Origin of the sequence: Alteribacillus iranensis (genome assembly GCF_900113025.1) — a bacterium.
Taxonomy (GTDB): domain Bacteria; phylum Bacillota; class Bacilli; order Bacillales; family Marinococcaceae; genus Alteribacillus_A; species Alteribacillus_A iranensis.
Genome location: NZ_FONT01000013.1, coordinates 1 through 18,639, shown reverse-complemented (window position 1 = coordinate 18,639; position 18,639 = coordinate 1). Strand labels below are relative to the sequence as shown.

At 41.3% G+C, this 18,639-nt stretch carries 15 protein-coding genes, 1 pseudogene and 1 other annotated feature; of the genes and pseudogenes, 5 read left to right on the top strand and 11 right to left on the bottom strand.

Annotated elements, in window-relative coordinates; all coding sequences use genetic code 11:
* Positions 1-917 (top strand): annotated as a pseudogene (locus BM095_RS16005) (transposase); the annotation flags it as partial.
* A gap of 102 nt (positions 918-1,019) precedes the next feature.
* Here the strand turns inward: BM095_RS16005 and tyrS are convergent.
* Positions 1,020-2,297: a tyrosine--tRNA ligase gene (gene tyrS, locus BM095_RS16000; protein WP_091664243.1), complete on the bottom strand. Its 1,278-nt coding sequence runs from the start codon at positions 2,295-2,297 to the stop codon at positions 1,020-1,022.
* Positions 2,298-2,459: 162 nt separating this feature from the next.
* Positions 2,460-2,680: a binding site (T-box leader), on the bottom strand.
* 101 nt (positions 2,681-2,781) lie between these two features.
* Here tyrS and BM095_RS15995 point away from each other — a divergent pair.
* The gene (locus BM095_RS15995) at positions 2,782-5,742 is read left to right on the top strand and encodes a transglycosylase domain-containing protein (protein WP_091664240.1); all 2,961 of its coding nucleotides are present in this window, start codon (positions 2,782-2,784) and stop codon (positions 5,740-5,742) included.
* 132 nt (positions 5,743-5,874) lie between these two features.
* On the opposite strand, the gene acsA is transcribed toward BM095_RS15995, so the two are convergent.
* Complete coding sequence (gene acsA / locus BM095_RS15990) at positions 5,875-7,593, bottom strand: acetate--CoA ligase (protein WP_091664237.1); 1,719 nt, start codon at positions 7,591-7,593, stop codon at positions 5,875-5,877.
* A gap of 207 nt (positions 7,594-7,800) precedes the next feature.
* Here acsA and BM095_RS15985 point away from each other — a divergent pair, with 207 nt between their 5' ends.
* The 3 genes from BM095_RS15985 to BM095_RS15975 are packed head-to-tail and all read left to right on the top strand — an operon-like array spanning position 7,801 to position 10,287.
* Positions 7,801-8,433, top strand: coding sequence for a GNAT family N-acetyltransferase (locus BM095_RS15985; protein ID WP_091664234.1), 633 nt, complete (start codon positions 7,801-7,803; stop codon positions 8,431-8,433).
* Between the two features lie 46 nt (positions 8,434-8,479).
* Positions 8,480-9,127, top strand: coding sequence for an acetoin utilization AcuB family protein (locus BM095_RS15980; protein ID WP_091664231.1), 648 nt, complete (start codon positions 8,480-8,482; stop codon positions 9,125-9,127).
* Positions 9,124-10,287, top strand: coding sequence for an acetoin utilization protein AcuC (locus BM095_RS15975; RefSeq protein WP_091664229.1), 1,164 nt, complete (start codon positions 9,124-9,126; stop codon positions 10,285-10,287). Before BM095_RS15980 ends, BM095_RS15975 begins: the two co-directional genes overlap by 4 nt.
* Positions 10,288-10,493: 206 nt before the next feature.
* Here BM095_RS15975 and motS read toward each other — a convergent pair whose 3' ends face one another.
* The 9 genes from motS to BM095_RS15930 form a co-directional block, all read right to left on the bottom strand.
* Positions 10,494-11,246: a flagellar motor protein MotS gene (gene motS / locus BM095_RS15970; RefSeq protein WP_091664226.1), complete on the bottom strand. Its 753-nt coding sequence runs from the start codon at positions 11,244-11,246 to the stop codon at positions 10,494-10,496.
* The gene (gene motP / locus BM095_RS15965; RefSeq protein WP_177194852.1) at positions 11,236-12,045 is read right to left on the bottom strand and encodes a flagellar motor protein MotP; all 810 of its coding nucleotides are present in this window, start codon (positions 12,043-12,045) and stop codon (positions 11,236-11,238) included. Before motP ends, motS begins: the two co-directional genes overlap by 11 nt.
* A gap of 63 nt (positions 12,046-12,108) precedes the next feature.
* The gene (gene ccpA, locus BM095_RS15960; RefSeq protein ID WP_091664220.1) at positions 12,109-13,116 is read right to left on the bottom strand and encodes a catabolite control protein A; all 1,008 of its coding nucleotides are present in this window, start codon (positions 13,114-13,116) and stop codon (positions 12,109-12,111) included.
* Between the two features lie 285 nt (positions 13,117-13,401).
* Complete coding sequence (locus tag BM095_RS15955) at positions 13,402-14,478, bottom strand: bifunctional 3-deoxy-7-phosphoheptulonate synthase/chorismate mutase (protein WP_091664218.1); 1,077 nt, start codon at positions 14,476-14,478, stop codon at positions 13,402-13,404.
* Positions 14,479-14,787: 309 nt separating this feature from the next.
* On the bottom strand, positions 14,788-15,231 hold the full coding sequence (locus BM095_RS15950) for a YtxH domain-containing protein (RefSeq protein ID WP_091664215.1): 444 nt from the start codon (positions 15,229-15,231) through the stop codon (positions 14,788-14,790).
* 9 nt (positions 15,232-15,240) lie between these two features.
* The gene (locus BM095_RS15945; protein ID WP_091664212.1) at positions 15,241-15,696 is read right to left on the bottom strand and encodes a DUF948 domain-containing protein; all 456 of its coding nucleotides are present in this window, start codon (positions 15,694-15,696) and stop codon (positions 15,241-15,243) included.
* Positions 15,697-16,004: 308 nt separating this feature from the next.
* Positions 16,005-17,312 carry a UDP-N-acetylmuramate--L-alanine ligase gene (gene murC, locus BM095_RS15940; protein WP_091664210.1) on the bottom strand — a complete coding sequence of 436 codons (1,308 nt, stop codon included), beginning with the start codon at positions 17,310-17,312 and terminating at the stop codon, positions 16,005-16,007.
* Positions 17,313-17,487: 175 nt separating this feature from the next.
* Positions 17,488-18,129, bottom strand: a complete 642-nt coding sequence (locus BM095_RS15935) for a hypothetical protein (protein WP_091664208.1) — start codon at positions 18,127-18,129, stop codon at positions 17,488-17,490.
* 193 nt (positions 18,130-18,322) lie between these two features.
* Positions 18,323-18,639 (bottom strand): RNA-guided endonuclease TnpB family protein (locus BM095_RS15930; protein WP_143083249.1); only part of this gene is annotated, 317 nt, incomplete at its 5' end.

Sequence of the window (18,639 nt, the reverse complement as noted above, 5' to 3'; positions counted from 1 at the left end):
AGAAAAACAGACGAAAAAACAGGCGGTCAAGCCACTACGCCAGTTTCATCGTGCGTTAACGAAAGATTACCTTCCCCGGCTGGAGACATATGAAACCCAGTTCGGTTTATTTGGGGAGCGCAATAGTTACTCGAAGACGGATGTCGATGCCACGTTTATGCGCATGAAAAGACGACCATATGATGAACGGACAACTTAAAGCCGGATACAATATCCAAGCCGGCACGCAGGACCAATTTATCCTCCAATACTCTATCCATCAGAGTCCGACGGATGCACGGCTGCTTGCGTCCCATTGGGAGAGTCTGAAAGAAACCGGTCGCAAGTTGCCAAAATGCCTGGTTGCGGACGCCGGGTATGGGAGTGAACCGAACTACACATATCTTAGTGAACAGGAAGACCTTCACACGCTGATCCCGTACAACACCTATGAACAGGAACAGAAACGGTCGTTTTCGACAAAAGCGTATCACCCACACAACTGGACGTACGATGAGAAAGACGACTTGTATTGGTGCCCAAATCAGCGAAAGGTCACCTTCCGTCACTACCGCCGCCGTACAGATAAATACGGATACAGGCGGGACTTTAAAATCTATGAATGTGAATCCTGCGAAGAATGCCCATTCAAAGCGGACTGCACCACCGCCAAAGGAAACCGGAAGGTCTATTATAATCCGGTCTACGAGGAACTCAAAGCGAAAGAAGCGTTCAAACTGAAAAGTGAGTTCGGACGAACACTCTACGCGCGCCGAAAAACGGACGTGGAGAGTGTGTTTGGTCATGTCAAACAAAATCTTGGCTTCCAGCGATTCCACCTGAGAGGGTTGGAAAAAGTTCAGGTGGAGTTCGGTTGGGTGGCTCTCGCTCACAATATACGTAAGATGGCGGTGGCAAAACGCCGCAAAAAGAAGCCAGCTGCATAAGCTGGATTTTAAAAAATACCATGGTCACCATCTAGATGGATGGCGTCCATGGTATTTTAACATTAAGGGCTTTTGATACAGTCCCACGTCTGGTTAAACTTTATATTCTATAAGGAAATATTTCTTCTTACCACGTCTTATGATAGTAAAAGTGTTATCTATTTTATCTTCTTCTCCTAACACTTTATCTAATTGCTGGCATCTCTCTCCGTTAATATAAATTGCGCCATTATTTATATCTTCTCTTGCTTGTCTTTTCGAGGAAGATATCCTGGCATGGACTAACACTTCGATAAGACCTAACTGATCGTCTTCGATGACAGATGCCGGGACATCTTTAAAACCTTGTTCCACCTCACTAGCTGTAAGCTTTTTTAAGTCTCCACCGCCAAACAAGGCTTCCGAAATATTTTGTGCTTGTACCACTGCTTTGTCTCCGTGAACAAACCTGGTCACTTCTTCTGCAAGTCTCCGCTGTGCAGCTCTTTCCTCCGGACGGGTTTCTACCTCATGTTTCAGTTTATTGATCTCTGACTCATCTAAGAAAGTGAAGTATTTAAGAAATTTGACTACGTCCCTGTCATCTGTATTAATGAGAAATTGATAAAGCTCATATGGCGATGTTTTCTCAGGATCCAGCCAAATAGCTCCTCCTTCAGTCTTCCCAAATTTAGTGCCATCTGCTTTTGTGACGAGAGGAATAGTAAAACCATAAGCATGCGGGTGCTCTGACTCCTCTCCCCCTCTCATTCGACGCATTAATTCAAGACCAGCTGTAATATTGCCCCATTGGTCACTACCGCCGATTTGCAGCTGGCAACCTAACTTTTCGTTTAAACGATAAAAGTCATAGGACTGGAGAATTTGATAACTAAACTCGGTAAAAGAAATACCAGACTCGATCCTTGATGATACTGACTCTTTAGAGAGCATATAATTCAGATTGAAATGCTTTCCTACATCACGAAGGAAAGAAATGACATCCATATTTCCAATCCAATCATAATTATTAACTACTTCCGCCTTGCCATCTCCTTCAAAATCCAAGTATTTTTGAAGTTGGCCTTTGATCCGATCCGTATACATACGAACAACGTCTTCCTCATTTAAAGTCCGTTCAGCTTTTTTTCCACTCGGATCCCCGATTAACCCAGTTGCTCCCCCTACAAGAGCTAGCGGTTTATGACCAGCCAATTGAAATCGACGCAGCGTGATAATGGTAAGTAAGTGACCAATATGCAAACTGTCTCCAGTAGGATCAAATCCACAATACAATGTGATTTGTTTTTCATTCAGTAATTTCTCCAAGCCTTCTTTATCTGTAATTTGGTTGATAAGCCCTCTAAATTCCAAGTCTTCTAAAACACTCATGTTACATCGCTCCTTACTTTTAATGTGATCAAACAAACACCAAGAAAAAACAAGCGGCTTGGTCAGCCGCAGCAGGTTCTGAAGTTGGGTCTTGAAAACGTCGAAACGATATCTTTCCCATACCTTCTAAAAAACAAAAAGTCCCCTCACATCGCTTAGACGTGAAGGGACGACAAAATTATCGCGGTACCACCCTTTTTGGAAGTTTCATGTACTTCCCACTCTTTATTCTTAACGTGAATAATACGTCTCTCCATCGCAATCTGCTTCGGAGAGAAGCTCCAGAACGTAATTCGTTTCCACTCTATGTGCTGGCTTTCACCTCATACCAGCTCTCTGTGACAGGGAGAGAAAAAACTACTTCAATCTTTCTACGCTGTTTTACTATGTAATAATCTATATATTCTTTTACCATATTCCTTAGAAATATGTCAACTTCATGTCAGTCTATGCTATAATATCGATGTTTAGGGGGAATTACTAGATGCGAAAATTTTTTGAAAGCTTAAATAACCGTGTCGATCAATGGAAAGAGAAACCGTTTGTAAAAAAATTAAATATTACTTCTAACATACTATGGAATCTTGTCATCATAGGATTTATTTTTAGTTTAATGCTTCTATTATTTATCGTAGGGGCAGGTGCTGGTTATTTTATGTCATTGGTAGAAGACCAAGATGCATATGGTAAAGAGGAGTTCGAGCACCACCTATATAATTACGAAGAGATAAGCGACATATATTTTAACGGTGATAAATATTTAGGTAAAATTCCATCTGATCTTGAACGAGAGGAAAGATCGCTAGACGAGTTTTCCGATCATCTTGTTCATGCAGTTATTTCCACAGAAGATGAATACTTCTTCGAGCATGAAGGAATTGTACCGAAAGCTCTCCTTCGGGCAACATATCAAGAAGTGATGGATGCAGAGACACAAACAGGGGGAAGTACCCTCACCCAGCAAGTAGTTAAAAACCAAATTTTAACCAATGAAGTCTCTTTTGAAAGAAAAGCAAAAGAGATCGCATTAGCCTTACGAATGGAAAACTTCTTTGAAAAAGAAGAAATACTTGAAGCATACTTAAATATCGTCCCCTTCGGACGGAATGCAGATGGCGATAATATTGCCGGGGCTCAATCAGCCGCAGAAGGAATTTTTGGTATAGATGCCTCTGAACTAAATATTGCACAGGCCGCATTCATTGCCGGACTTCCAAAGAACCCATTTGGTTACACACCTTTTAAAAATGATGGAGAAGTAAAAGAAAACTTTGATAGTGCTATAGAACGCCAACACTTAGTTTTAAGAAATATGCTCGAAAATAATTATATTGATCAAGAAGAATATGAAGAAGCACTCGATTACAATATTAAAGAAAATCTAGCTGCTCCCACGGGAAGTGTTATCGATAAATATCCGTTTCTTACATTTGAAACACAACGGCGTGCCGCTCGTATTCTTCGAGACCAAATGTTAGAAGAAGAGAACATCAAGTTATCAGAAATGGAATCAGAAGAACGACAACAAACTATAGCAGAGTATGATCAAAAAGCTCGGGATGAGTTAGCTCTTGGTGGGTACAATGTTCATTTGACCATAGATAAAAGCTTGTATGACGCGATGCAGGAAGCAACGAAAAACTCAAATTGGTTCGGCCCTGATACGGCGGACGGGGAACAAGAGGAAGTTGGAGCTATTTTAATCGATAATGAGACGGGAGCGATTCTTAGTTTTGTAGGCGGAAGAGATTATAATAACCAAAGTTATAATCACGCCACTCAAGCATACCGACAGAATGGCTCTACCATGAAACCTCTGTTGGCTTACGGCCCGGCAATGGAGCAAGGAATTGTCCAACCTGGGACAGTGTTACCTGACGTTCCAAGCACATACAGCGACGGGACCCCTTTTGGGAACTACGGAGATTCCTATAGTGGTTTTTCAACAGTACGGGATGCTTTAAAAAGATCGCGTAACGTTCCGGCAGTTAAAACCTTTCAACGTGTATCGCATGAAGCATCTCGAGAAGCTCTTGAAAAATTAGGTTTTGCCCGGCTACATCCGGATGAGCCGTTTGAATCGGGTGCCATCGGTGGTCTCCATTATGGGGCAACTGTCGAACAAAACACAAATGCATTTACGGTATTTGGTAACAAAGGAAAATACAACGACTCTTATATGATAGAGAAAATCGAAAAGAAAGACGGCGAGGTCATTTATGAAGATGAATCAGATGCCACTACTGTATTCTCACCTCAAACCACTTTTCTGATGACAGATGTCCTCAGAGATGTAGTAAAATCAGGGGGAACTGCGGGCGCTTTGCCAAACAAACTGCAATTTGGCGGTGATTGGGCTGGTAAAACAGGGACTACCAATGATTATCATGATTCTTGGTTCATTGGCTATAATCCCAACGTGACGTTTGGTGTCTGGATCGGCTATGATACTCCCCAGGCCATCGCGACTTACTATAAAGGCCTGAGTTATGGTGCACGTACTCAACAAATCTGGGCAGACATGATGAACGCTGCTTATCAAGCCAATGAAGAAACTCTTGGACTAGAGGATGAATTTGAACAACCGGAGGGAATCGTTAGACAAACGATTTGCGGGATTTCTGGTAAACTTCCTAGTTCATTGTGCTCACAAGCAGGACTTACAACCACTGATTATTTCAACGAAAAATATCTTCCTACTGAGGTGGATAACAGTTTAAGACACTCTCCTTACGTTACTATTTATGGTTCACAATACAGAGCGTACAGTTCGACTCCTAGTGAATTTACTCAATATGGGGTTGCCATAAATGAGGAATACTTTGATGTCGACTCCGTTGGCGAGTATTTGCCAGATAACTGGACAAATGTTGTCCCTGACAGAGAAGCACCCAGCAATGGCAGAGCTCCAACATCCGTAACAGGAATATCATTCAGTGGCGGGACCTTGTCTTGGCATCAACATCCAGACAGCGATATTGTTGGATATCGCATTTATCGTAGTAATGGTTCCCTTGCGCGGACCGTGGTTGGTAACACAACCACTTCCATCTCCATGCCTGGCGGGACTTACAGGGTAACAGCTGTAGACACCATGGGGAGGGAGTCCTCTCGCTCGGTACAAAGTGCATCATGGACTAATCAACCAGCACCGGAGGAGAACAATCAAGTAGACCAAGAGGAGCCTTTTGATGACAGTAATGATAGTTCTGTAGATGAAGACTCTACGGAAACAGAAGACAGTGCGAACGGCGAAGAGAGCACAGAGAGCAACAATAACAACAGCTCCGAAGGAAACAACTCTAAAAATGAAAATAACCAAGGTGACAACAATAACGGGAATGAAAATAATAACGGCGGGAACAACAACAATGAAGACGGGACAAATGGCTCAGCCAATAATGGAAATGACAATAATTCATCAGCTGAAAGTGAAGAAGACTAAAAGCCCAAAGTCTCCCCTACTATTGGCATTCGGGTAAAAAACCGTCGTGAAAGCTTAACGCCTCAGTATAGCTTCAAACACCTGTAATTAAAAAAGTAACCTGCTGGTATCCAGCAGGTTACTTTTGTGCTATTAATCTTCCATAGTGGAGAGGTCTCCTGTCGGTAAATCGAGCTCCCAAGCTTTTAACACACGGCGCATGATCTTACCGCTCCGGGTTTTAGGGAGTTTATCACGGAATTCAATTTCACGAGGTGCCGCATGAGCAGCCAGCCCTTTTTTCACAAATTGACGGATGTCTTCCTTAAGATCATCAGTTGGTTCATTCCCTTCGAGAAGAGCAACAAATGCTTTAATAATTTCACCGCGTACAGGGTCTGGCTTACCAATAACTCCCGCTTCTGCCACAGCTGGATGTTCTAACAGCTTGCTTTCCACCTCAAACGGGCCTACTCGCTCGCCAGCTGTCATGATGACATCGTCAATTCGGCCTTGGAACCATACATAACCATCTTCATCCATGTATGCGGAATCTCCAGAAACGTACCAGCCATCCAGTTCAAAATAGCTGTTATACTTTTCTTCGTTGTTCCATATCGCTCTCATCATTGATGGCCAGCCTTTTTCAATAGCAAGATTTCCCATTCTATTTGGAGGAAGTTCATTTCCTTGATCATCCACTATGGCTACCTTTATACCAGGAAGGGCTTTCCCCATGCTCCCGGCCTTTATCGGTTCTGACGGGTAATTAGCAACAATCAGTGCGCCCGTTTCAGTCATCCACCATGTATCATGGATTCGGAGGTTGAATACTTTCTCTCCCCACCGTACAACTTCCGGGTTTAAAGGTTCTCCTACACTCAGGATGTGACGAAGAGGAGAAAGGTCATATTCCTTAATAAGTTCATCTCCTGCACTCATCAGCATACGAAAAGCTGTAGGGGCACTGTACCACACACTTACTTTGTACTTTTCAAGAGTACCATACCAGTCCTGCGGGCTAAACCTCCCCCCTCTTACTACGTTTGTCGCTCCTACAAGCCAAGGTCCAAAAATGCCATAAGATGTACCTGTTACCCAGCCTGGATCTGCTGTACACCAAAATACATCATCTTCTTTTAAATCTAACACCCATTTTGCAGATTGATACTGTTGAATCATGACATTGTGAACGTGGAGCACTCCCTTAGGCTTGCCCGTAGATCCAGAAGTATAATGAAGGATCATACCGTCTTCACGGTCCACCCACTCAATATCAAAGTTTTCATCGGCTGAAGAAAGACGAGTTAGAAAATCTACTTTCCCTTCCTCTTCTGATACGTTATCACCCACAATAAACAACGTATCAAGGTGCGGAAGTTCATTTACGGGCACACGGTCCAACAGTTCTGAAGTAGTAACTATTGCCTTCGCTTCACTATCTTCTAAACGGCTCTTTACAGCGCCTTCCATGAATGCTTCAAATAATGGCCCAACAATGGCACCCACCTTCACAGCACCAAGTAAAGCAAAGTAAAGCTCAGGCCCTCGCGGCATAAAAATAAACACACGGTCTCCTTTTTGGATTCCAGCATCTTTCATTACATTTGCCGCTTTATTGGTCATCTTTTTCATATCTTCATAAGTATACTGCTCATCTCTATTTGCATCGCTGTAGTAAAGAGCGATTTGATCTTTCTTCTTAGGGTTCTCTGCGTGACGATCAATGGTCTCATAAGCAATATTAACTTTTCCTGTCTGATGCCACGAAAATTCTTTCTCTACGTCTGCCCAATTAAAGTTTTTAGCTGTTTCTTCATAGTTTGCTAGATTGAAATTCCCGTTCTGTGGTGGAAGCGTTTGCACTTTCATATAAAACCTTCCTTTCAGCTATGTAGTTAATGTTCTGATGTTCATTATAATATACTACGAATTTTTCTTCAATTAAGAATACATCATATTGTAAATCTTGATTTTGTAATTACCTATCTCTGAAAATTAGCAGTTAGATGACAATCGAATTGGGCAATATTGTATAATGAAGGTAGAATGATTAAAAGAACAAAAGGTGGTACATGGATGGTCCATAAAAAAACCTATTATTCTAAGGAATTAGATTTTGATGATCGTACGCTTCTCATCGAAGGACCCATCTCTGGGAAGAAAATTCATGATTATAACTTCCATGATGGACTAGTCGCTTTTCGCCCTCCCGAAGAACAAAAAAAAGCTATCATTGGAATCGCTGACCTTCCAGAGGGAAGAATTAATGTTATCGTTGACGGGAACACGATCATTGGCTACGTTACTTTCCTATACCCTGACTCGCTCGAACGTTGGTCGGAAGCCAATATGGACAACTTATTAGAGCTTGGTGCCATCGAAATCGCCAAAGAATACCGCGGTGCTAATCTCGGCACCAATTTATTAAAATTTTCTATGTTGGACGATGCCATGGAGGACTATATTATCATCACTACGGAATATTATTGGCACTGGGATTTAAAAGGAAGTGGATTGTCCGTATGGGAGTACAGAAAGGTAATGGAAAAAATGATGAACGCAGGAGGATTAGAGTGGATGGCAACAGATGATCCGGAAATCTCTTCCCATCCTGCTAATTGTTTAATGGTTCGAATTGGAAACCGAGTGGATAATGACTCCATTGTTACATTTGACAGTGTAAGATTAACCAACCGTTTTTTCTATTAATTATTGTTAGCTTATGTTTTCCATTTTAGCGCTAGGGGGTAAAACTATGCTGGTCGAAGACATTATGATCAAGTCACCAATTACTATCTCAAAACACCATACAATCAAAGAAGCGATGGAGCTTCTTCATGAAAACAAAATACGCCATATCCCTGTTATTGATGATAACAATACACTAATAGGCATTGTTTCCGATCGGGACATTCGCGATGCAAGCCCTTCTATTTTTCATTTGAACGATAATCAAGAAAGCTTGTTACATTCTGTTGAAAAAATAATGAAATACCCTGTCATCACTGTTCATCCACTTGATTTTATCGAAGAAGCAGCAGTTTCTTATTATGAAAATAACATTAGCGCCTTACCGGTTGTAACGGAAGATGACCAATTAAAAGGACTTCTTACTGAAACTGATGTATTGCATGTACTTGTACAACTCACAGGTGCCCATGAACCCTCTTCCCGAATTGAAGTAAAAGTACCTAATGTGTCTGGGCAACTCGCTAATATAGCTACCATATTTAAAGAAGAGAATGTAAATGTAACAAGTCTTCTCGTTTACCCTGGCGCTGAACCGGAATGGAATAACCTTACTTTCCGAGTACAGACAATGGATCCTCGTGACATTATCAAACATATTCAGGCGAATGGTTATGAAGTTCAGGGACCACGCCTCCCGGGTATGGATATATGAGAAATGAGGCAATCTTTGTGTACTCGGAAAAGCAGCTTGCCTACAAATTCAACGAAGAGCATCCTTTTAACCATTTACGTCTTCATTTAACTTACGATTTATTAAACAAAATGCATGCATTATCTGACTCCTCTGTTGTAATTCCTAGGATAGCTACCGATGAAGAAATCAGTTTCATACATGATTCCGCTTATATCGATGCCGTAAAGGCAGCTGGCGAGGGGGAATTAGAGGAAGACATTGCTAGAAACTATGGTCTTGGTACAGAGGATACTCCAATATTCCCAAAAATGCATGAAGCTGCCGCTCTTCTTGTTGGAGGCACGTTAACAGCTGTCGACATGGTAATGAGCGGAAAAAGTAAACATGCTCTTAATCTTGGAGGTGGTCTGCATCATGGTTTCCGTGGAAAAGCATCTGGATTCTGCATATACAATGACAGCTCTATTGCTATTGAATATATGAGGAAAAAATACGGGGCAAGAGTGTTATACGTCGATACCGATGCTCATCATGGGGATGGAGTTCAATGGTCCTTTTATGACGAACCTGACGTGTGTACATTTTCCATCCATGAAACAGGTAGATATCTATTCCCAGGTACAGGAGATGTACATGAAAAAGGAGCAGGAAAAGGGTATGGATTTTCTATTAATGTACCGGTTGATGCATTTACAGAAGATGAATCTTTCCTAGAGTGTTATGAAACGACATTTAGAGAGTTAGCAGACTTTTTCAAACCTGATGTTATTTTTACGCAAAACGGAGCGGATGCTCATTATTATGATCCATTGTCCCACTTATCTGTCACCACTGAAACGTATAAACAGATTCCTAAAGTGGCTCATCAGATTGCACACGAATACTGTGATGGTAAATGGATAGCCGTAGGAGGAGGAGGTTATGATATGTGGCGGGCCGTGCCACGGGCTTGGGCTATGATTTGGTTAGAAATGACTGGCCAGACTCACCATGTATCGGAGCCCATACCTACTGCCTGGCTCAATAAATGGAAGCAAAAATCACCTGTGCCGTTACCAGCCGCATGGCATGATTCTTCAGAGATGTATCCTCCCATACCGAGGAAAGGAGAAATAAAAGAAAAAAACAGAAGAACCGTAGAAAAAGCGTTATACCATATACGAAGTGAGAGACAATGAGACAAGATTCTTTCTTTATACGTACAAAAAAAGGGCTCCTATGTGAAATAGCCCTTTTCTATCCTTATAAAGATGTCTCAAAAGCTCCATTAGTCTCATCAATATGCTCTGTCTGGATTAGTGGCACAGGGGAGACTGATATCATACTCCCGTGTCATTAACCTGGTCGTTATCTATGTAACGCATGGGGCCTAAATACAGGGACTTTATAAACCTTGGTTGTCATCTAACTTATCCTCATACTCCGGACTTGTAATTACAATCACAACCCGTCGGTTCTTTCTTAAATTTTCCACGGAGTCATTGGGCGCGACCGGACGCGTTTCTCCATAACCCGTTGCAATAAAGCGCTCCGGATCCAACGAGTATTGCTCAGTCAAATAGCGTATGACACTCCCCGCTCTAGCTCCTGATAACTCCCAATTGGAAGGGTAGCGGTATGTTGATATAGGGCGGTTATCCGTATGCCCCTCCACTTTCACAGTATTTGGAAGCGTTCCTAAAAGCTTCCCTACTTTGTTTAAAAAAGGTCTCGCCTCTTTGAGAATATCAGCTTTCCCCGTCTCAAATAATAACTGTTCTTGTAAGACAAGAACTACCCCCCGCTCGTCACGGGTAGCTGTAATTTGTTCATTCAACTCATGGTCCGTTAAATAGCTCTGCACGTCTTTTAGAAGGGCATCCAAATCCCCATCATTGCCATCTCCGTCTCTACTCCCACTCGTGTCATAATTACTTCTATCCTCCGCCATATTATCTAATTCAATGATAGACGGAAGTGAATCAAACATGTCCTTATTCTGAAAAGAATCTGCAATGGCTTGAAACTTTTTGGCATCTATAACAGACATAGAAAACAGCATAACGAAGAACACTAGGATTAATAAAATCATATCGGAAAAAGTGACCATCCACTTTTGATTATTCCTTTGAGGCTTTTTATTCTTACTACGCCTCATTTGCTAATTCCTCCGTTCCTTCTACCGCTTCGACTTTACCTGACTTTCGCGAAAAAGCACTCAATTTTTCTTCGAGAATTTTTGGGTTTTGGCCAGATTGAACACCAATGACCCCCTCAATGACTACCTGTTTCACGAAAACTTCATCTTCCGTTTTCTGTTCTAGTTTACTGCTCACAGGCAAAAAAACTAGGTTAGCTAATAAAGTACCATACAAGGTAGTGATAAGAGCCAATGCCATGTTAGGACCAAGAGAGCTTGGATCTTGCAGTTCTTGCAGCATGAGGACAAGCCCGATTAATGTACCAATCATTCCCCAAGAAGGTGCATATTCACCTGCTTTTTCAAACAAGCGTCTCCCTTTTTGATGGCGCTCTTCCATTGCTACAACCTCGGCCATCATAATGTCTTTAATCACCTCTGGTTCAATACCATCAACGGCAAGCATAATTCCTTTGCGAATAAAAGGATCGTCTACTTCCTCTAAGCTCGCTTCTAGAGCAAGCAAACCTTCTCTCCTTGCTTTCGTTGATAGCATCACAAACGTCTCAATCAGTTGGTTTAAGTCATGTTCTTCATGTTGAAATGCTTCTCGTGTCACTGTTGGCAGCAATTTCATTTCCTGAGCAGAAAAGTTAATTAACATTGCAGCCGATATTCCCCCTACAACAATAAAAAACGAAGCTATCTGAATGAAGAACACGACAGAACCGAGCCCAGCGTTAATAAACACTGCAAAAAGGATAGTCGATAAACCGACTATGATACCTATGGGCGTCAACATGTCTATTTTTTTTATCATTTAACCCTGACTCCCTATTAAAGTTTTACTGAGTGGATGGAACATAAAAACATATTAAAGTTAACTTTGAAATTTGGTAGAATCCCGATATTCGAGCCGATGTGGAAGTACTACTATTTCATCTTGTACTTCTTCTTTATTCATATACTTTGTCAAAAGGCGCATGGAGACGGCTCCTATATCATACATAGGCTGCACTACCGTGGTTAGACGAGGACGGACCATCGTTGCCAATCGAGTATTGTCAAACCCAATAACTTCTACGTCCTCAGGAACATGAATACCTTCGTCCTGTAATCCATGGATAACCCCTAGTGCCATTTCATCCGTGCCAACAAAAATGGCTGTTGGAGGGTCTTCAACTTTTCTTAAAGCCTGTATAGCCGCGATACCTGAATCGTAAGAGTAATCCCCTAACGCCACTAATCTCTCGTCAAAAGGAATATCATAATCTCCTAGCGCTGTTTTATAACCGCTGAATTTCTGATAGCCATTCACCGGGTCCTCTAAAGATCCTGATACCATACCAATCCGAGTATGCCCTGCCTTGATGAAAGAGGACACAGCATCATAAGCAGCCTGACGATAATCGATATTTACAGAAGGTATCTCTTGATCTTCATGTAATGTGGCCGCTAACACGATGGGAACAGGTGAGCGTTTAAATTGTTCTACATGCTCTCCCGTAATTTCACTCCCCATAAAAAGGATGCCATCAACTTGCTTCTCAAGCAGCGTATTAATTAAATGTATCTCTTTATCTTTGTTCTGGTCAGAATTACAGAGAATAATATTATATTTATACATGGTGGCAATGTCTTCAATCCCTCGAGCTAGCTCTGCAAAAAAGATACTGGAAATATCGGGGATAATTACACCTACAGTTGTGGTTTTCTTACTGGCAAGGCCTCGTGCAACAGCATTAGGTCGATATCCTAAACTTTCAATCGCATCAAGAACTTTTTTTCTGGTCATTGGTTTTACATTGGGGTTCCCGTTTACTACTCGTGAAACGGTTGCCATGGATACTCCTGCTTCTCTAGCTACATCGTAAATTGTTGCGCTCACTGGATTGCCTCCTCTTTTTCCTTTCATTGGGTTTTCATAACGTATTGTTATCATATTATAACTAGAGGAGGTCCGCAATTCCCTTCCCTAGTTATATCGGCATCTTTATAAAATTTTACATAACTTTTGCCAAAAAAGTACCTTGATAAAAAGGTTATTGTTTCTTTTTTCTCTCTTCTCAATCATCATTTCCATTTCAATAATGGTTAAGCGATATCTGTACTTGGGCGTAAAGACAGCGTTCCAAAAAAAGACCGCCCCATATAAATGGGACAGCCTATCTCCTTATAACTTGTAAAGCCCTGATTGACGCAGCGACTCCACAAATTCATTAAATTGAGGAATATCCATTTGCTGAGCGGAATCTGACAATGCTACTGCTGGATCAGGGTGAACTTCAGCCATGACCGCATCTGCTCCAATAGCGAACGCTGCTTTAGCAGCTGGAAGCAGCAAATCTCGTCTGCCTGTCGAATGAGTGACGTCTACTAATACAGGTAAGTGCGTTTCTTGCTTCAAAATAGGAACTGCTGAAATATCAAGTGTATTACGTGTCGCTTTTTCATACGTACGAATTCCACGTTCACACAACATAATATTTTCATTACCTTTTGCAATGATGTATTCAGCTGCTTTCGTGAATTCATCGATCGTTGCTGATAAACCACGTTTTAATAATACAGGTTTATCAGAAGCACCAGATTCCCTTAAAAGATCAAAGTTTTGCATATTTCGAGCGCCAATTTGGATGACATCAATGTATTCTGTAGCCATTTCTATATCCTGAGGATTCATCACTTCACTGATAACAACCATATCTAATTCATCAGCTACTCGTCTAAGTATCTCTAATCCTTCCAATCCAAGTCCTTGGAAATCATAAGGGGAAGTTCTCGGTTTAAATGCCCCGCCGCGCAGTAACCTCATTCCTTGTTCTTTCATCGCTGAGGCCACTTCGTAGACTTGTTCATAGCTCTCAACAGAACAAGGACCAATTATCATCTTTTGAGAGCCGTCTCCGACTTTTTCACCTTTTAAATCTATGATTGTATCTTCAGCCTTCTTCTTTCTTGACACTAGCAGAGCTTTCCGATTATCATCCTCTTGTAGTTCAAGACTTAATTGAAAAATTTGCTTGAATAAATGCTGAAGAGTAGAAGTAGAAAAAGGTCCTTCATTATTCTCAGCAATCATATCAAGCATTTTTCTTTCTCTAACCGGATCAAATCTTTTTTGACCGGCTTTGCTCTTCACTTGGCCGATTTCTTGGGCAATCCGTCCTCGTTGGTTCACAAGTTTCAAAAGTTCCATGTTAACCTCGTCAAGTTGTTCGCGCAATGCTTCCAGCTGTTCATTACTCATTAATCTCCACTCCTTCTCTGACTCGTATTCCATCTCTTTCTAATAAGCTAAGGTTATTTATCGATTAGGGACTATTATATACGAAGTTATGAAAGATGTCAGCCCTTTTTTCTTTAACAATTAAACGCTTTTAAGTGATAAAGTGTTATTTCCTTTAAAAACAGTACATTCACAGTCTCGGCTTTTCGATTTAATATGTATGTGGAGTTGCCATTTTAAGTCGCGGCCTCGGAAGCTGTAGTCCGGAACTTTCATCTGATAAGAAAAGACTGTCTCTAAGGAAAGTATCCTTTGAGACAGTCAGCTATACTAGGAAGTCGGGCTTGCTCCTTCTTCCGTAGAAGCGTGGAGCTGCCTTACATCTTCTTCCACATCGGTGGAGATCTCATCAGCTTCGACTCCAAGATCACTTGATAATTCATCCGCTAACTCATCTGCAGTTTTCTCTTCTTTGCCTTGTCTCACACTGGAGGCAGCCTCTTTGACGCGACCGTAAAGCTTATTTGATTGTTCGCTTACGTTTTTCGCCAATTCAGAAGACTTATCTTTTGCATAAGAAGCCCACTCAGAACCTTTTTCGTAAGCATCGGAAGTAAACCCTGAGGTTCTCTCACGAGCTGATTGTGCATTCTCTGAAAGCTCACTCCGGAGTTCTTTTCCCGATTTAGGCGCGAGCAGGAGTGCAGAACAAGCACCTACAATACCGCCTATGAGCGTGCCGATGAAGAAGTCCTTCGTATTCATATCTGACATACAGCATCATCACCTTCCTGTCGAAAATGAGTTTACATCTTTTACATTCTGTTTCTCTGTCTTTTTATCCTGCCATTTTCCATAAAGATCTATAGCAGCATTTCCCCATTGCATAACCTGGGCAACTTGATCCGACTGCTGCCTGGACTGGCGGGTAACGGTATCAGAGACTTCTCGGAAGGAGTGACTCACAGAATCTAAAGACTGACCAACGTTATGAAGAGAGTCAAATAAACCATTTAATGATTCTGCTTTATGCTGTACGTCATCTACAATCCCATTAGTTTTTTGAACAAGCTGTTCTGATTCACTCGTAATTCCTTGAATTTGCTTTTCTACACGTTCTAATGTTCCAGAAACTTTTTCCATTGTCCCTGTAGCTGCCTTTAGTGTTTTAATTACGTAGATAACTAATGCAGCAATCGCAAGTGCGACAATTAACGCACTTATGTAAACAAGTTCCATTGAACATCCACCTCCTTGTTTAAGGTTAATGTACCACTATCTCTAGCCTCTGAAACGTTAAAATCCCTTTCTTGGTCACTCATCCCTAAAATAAAACAGTGTTAAGGTATCTCTTCGCTGTCTAAGGGCGAAACTCCTTCCAGCACCGGTGCTTCCACATGTAAAAATTACAAAAAGCTATATCATTCGGCAGAGGCACCTCTAGAAGAAACACTTTTTTCATTTAGAGATGCCTTGAAAAACAATAATAATCATCAGATGTAAATGCAATGAATAGTACTCTTTACAGTATGGCTCTTGTGGCCCAGTCACTGCCGACTTTGTTGACTTTTTTCATAGGAGCCTTGAAATTTTTGAATATCCCCGGCGCCCATGAACAACAATACTCCATCCGTGTGCTTGGAAAGTTTTTCTATATCTTCTTCCGTAATTAGCTGAGAACCTGGAATTTTTTCTTGAAGATCCTCAATAGTTAGAGTTCCATTATTTTCTCTTGCCGAACTAAAAATGTCACATAAATAAATATGATCAGCGCCCCGCAGCTTCTCTGCAAATTCATCGAGAAATGCTTCTGTCCTTGAAAAGGTATGAGGCTGGAATACCGCTACTAATTCACGATCTGGATATTTTTGACGAGCTGATTCCAATGTTGCCCCTATTTCTGTTGGATGATGAGCATAGTCATCAATCAAAACCTGATTGTTAAGCGTCGTCTCCGAGAACCTACGCTTCACACCTTCGAAAGAAGCCAGTTGCTGTTTTATGATAGAAGCCGGCACATCTTCATAGTGACATAAAGTAATGACTCCCAACGCATTTAGCACATTATGTTTTCCGTACGTCGGTATCGTAAACGTTTCAAACCGGTCTCCGCGAATGAGCACATCAAATGTCGTTCCATTCTCATCCGTCCGGATATTTTCCGCATTAAAATCATATTTCCCATTTAAACCATAATACATAATGGGAACTGGCGCATTTAAAGTTTGCAAGTATTCATCATCCCCGCAAGCCACAATACCTTTTTTTACTTGAGATGCCATTTCTTCGAAAGCATTTACTACGTCATCAATATCTTTAAAGTAATCAGGGTGATCAAAATCAATATTTGTAATAATGGCATAATCTGGCTCATAATGCAGGAAGTGTCGTCTGTATTCGCATGCCTCAAATGCAAAGAAAGCACTATCTGTTTCGCCTTTTCCCGTTCCATCTCCTATTAAATAAGAAGTAGGTTTGTATGCACCTAGAACATGGGCCAGCAGACCTGTCGTTGATGTTTTTCCATGAGACCCAGTTACAGCAATAGAAGTAAACTGTTCAAGAAAACTCCCAAGAAAATAAGGATACTGGTGAACAGGTATACCCAATTCATTTGCTTTTTGTACCTCTTCATTCTCCTCTCCGTAAGCAGCAGAAGCTATAATTGTATAATCTTCATTTATATTTTGTTGACGGAAAGGATATATAGGTATGCCTTTGTCCTCAAGTGGCAGCTGTGTAAAAAAACGTTTGTCAACATCTGACCCTTGTACTGAGTAATTCATATCATGCAGAATTTGAGCCAAAGCACTCATTCCTGATCCTTTTATCCCTATAAAATGATAGGTCGTCATAATTGTGGCCCTCCATCCTATCCTGCTGTCTGTAACTCTTCCTAAAAAATTCACGTTACAGACTAGAAACGCATTGAAGTAAGTTTCTATAGGTTTATGTATTATTTACACGCTTACTCATTATATCAGAAATGGTACCTTGCTCCAATAAAGGAGAGAGATAACCTCAAAACAACTAAATGTATGCAAAGCGAAGCCAACGTACGCCGTATTCTTTAATAAAACGGAATTGCTGATTGTCTTTCTCTCTGTCTGCTAACTCTTGGCGCCATTTTTTGATTTCTTCTTGTGGAGGATTTATTGGAATATATGGACTAATCATTCGATCTTTATAACCGCATTTTATGGAGCGACAAACAAAATACTCACTTGCCACTGAGCGATCCACTGTTTTAAATTGTTTTGTTTGACCATTATCTGTTTTTACTGCCTCTATCATGTTACCTTTTTTCTTCAATATTCGATAAGGTTCTAATCCGGCGGTTAAGATAATTGCCCCTAGTTGTGTCTGGGCAGGTTTTAATTTTGTTGCTTCCTTTTTTAAAAACATGTCAACATTCCTTGTACCAATAATTGTTACATAATCAAATAAAAACCAATCCTCAAACACTTTTTCCCACGAAGAGCCATCTATTATTTCCGTTGGCAGAGAGACAATTTCAGAGAAAATATGTTTCGCTCGGACTTTTTCCCGTAAATTAACATGATAGGAAGCCCAATCATGAAAAGTTGCCATTAATTCGCCTAACTCTTGATCGGCCTGAGCCTGTTTCCGCCGCCGGTAAGCGTCAAAATCAGGTGTTCCCTCAATCATCATGAGAATGTCTCCTTTATTTCTATCGTATTATATACAAACATAGCTGTGGATGTGACCAACGCACAACGCTTGATTGCAATGAAAGACGCAACAGATAGAGAACCACAAAAAATGAGGTGGTTGAACTACTCCCACTTAGCTTTGCTTGAAGTGGGAGATTCCTAAGAACTCCACTCTATGGAGCAGATATGGATTAGGCGATCCCCGACGTCCCTTCGGTTAATCGTAAGGCTTCTTTACGAATATTCTTACTGGCGTTAAGGTCTCTGTCATGATGGGTTCTGCACGAAGGACACTCCCATTCACGCACGGCGAGATCTTTGACGTCTTTATGCTGGTATCCGCACTCGGAGCATAGCTGGCTGGATGGAAAGTTACTTGGAACGACAACGACTTTTTTGCCATACCAATCGGCTTTGTATTCCAGCATCGTACGGAAGAGAGACCAGCTAACTTCATGAATGGCTTTTGAAAGGCGGCGGTTTTTTACCATGTTCGACACCTGCAAAT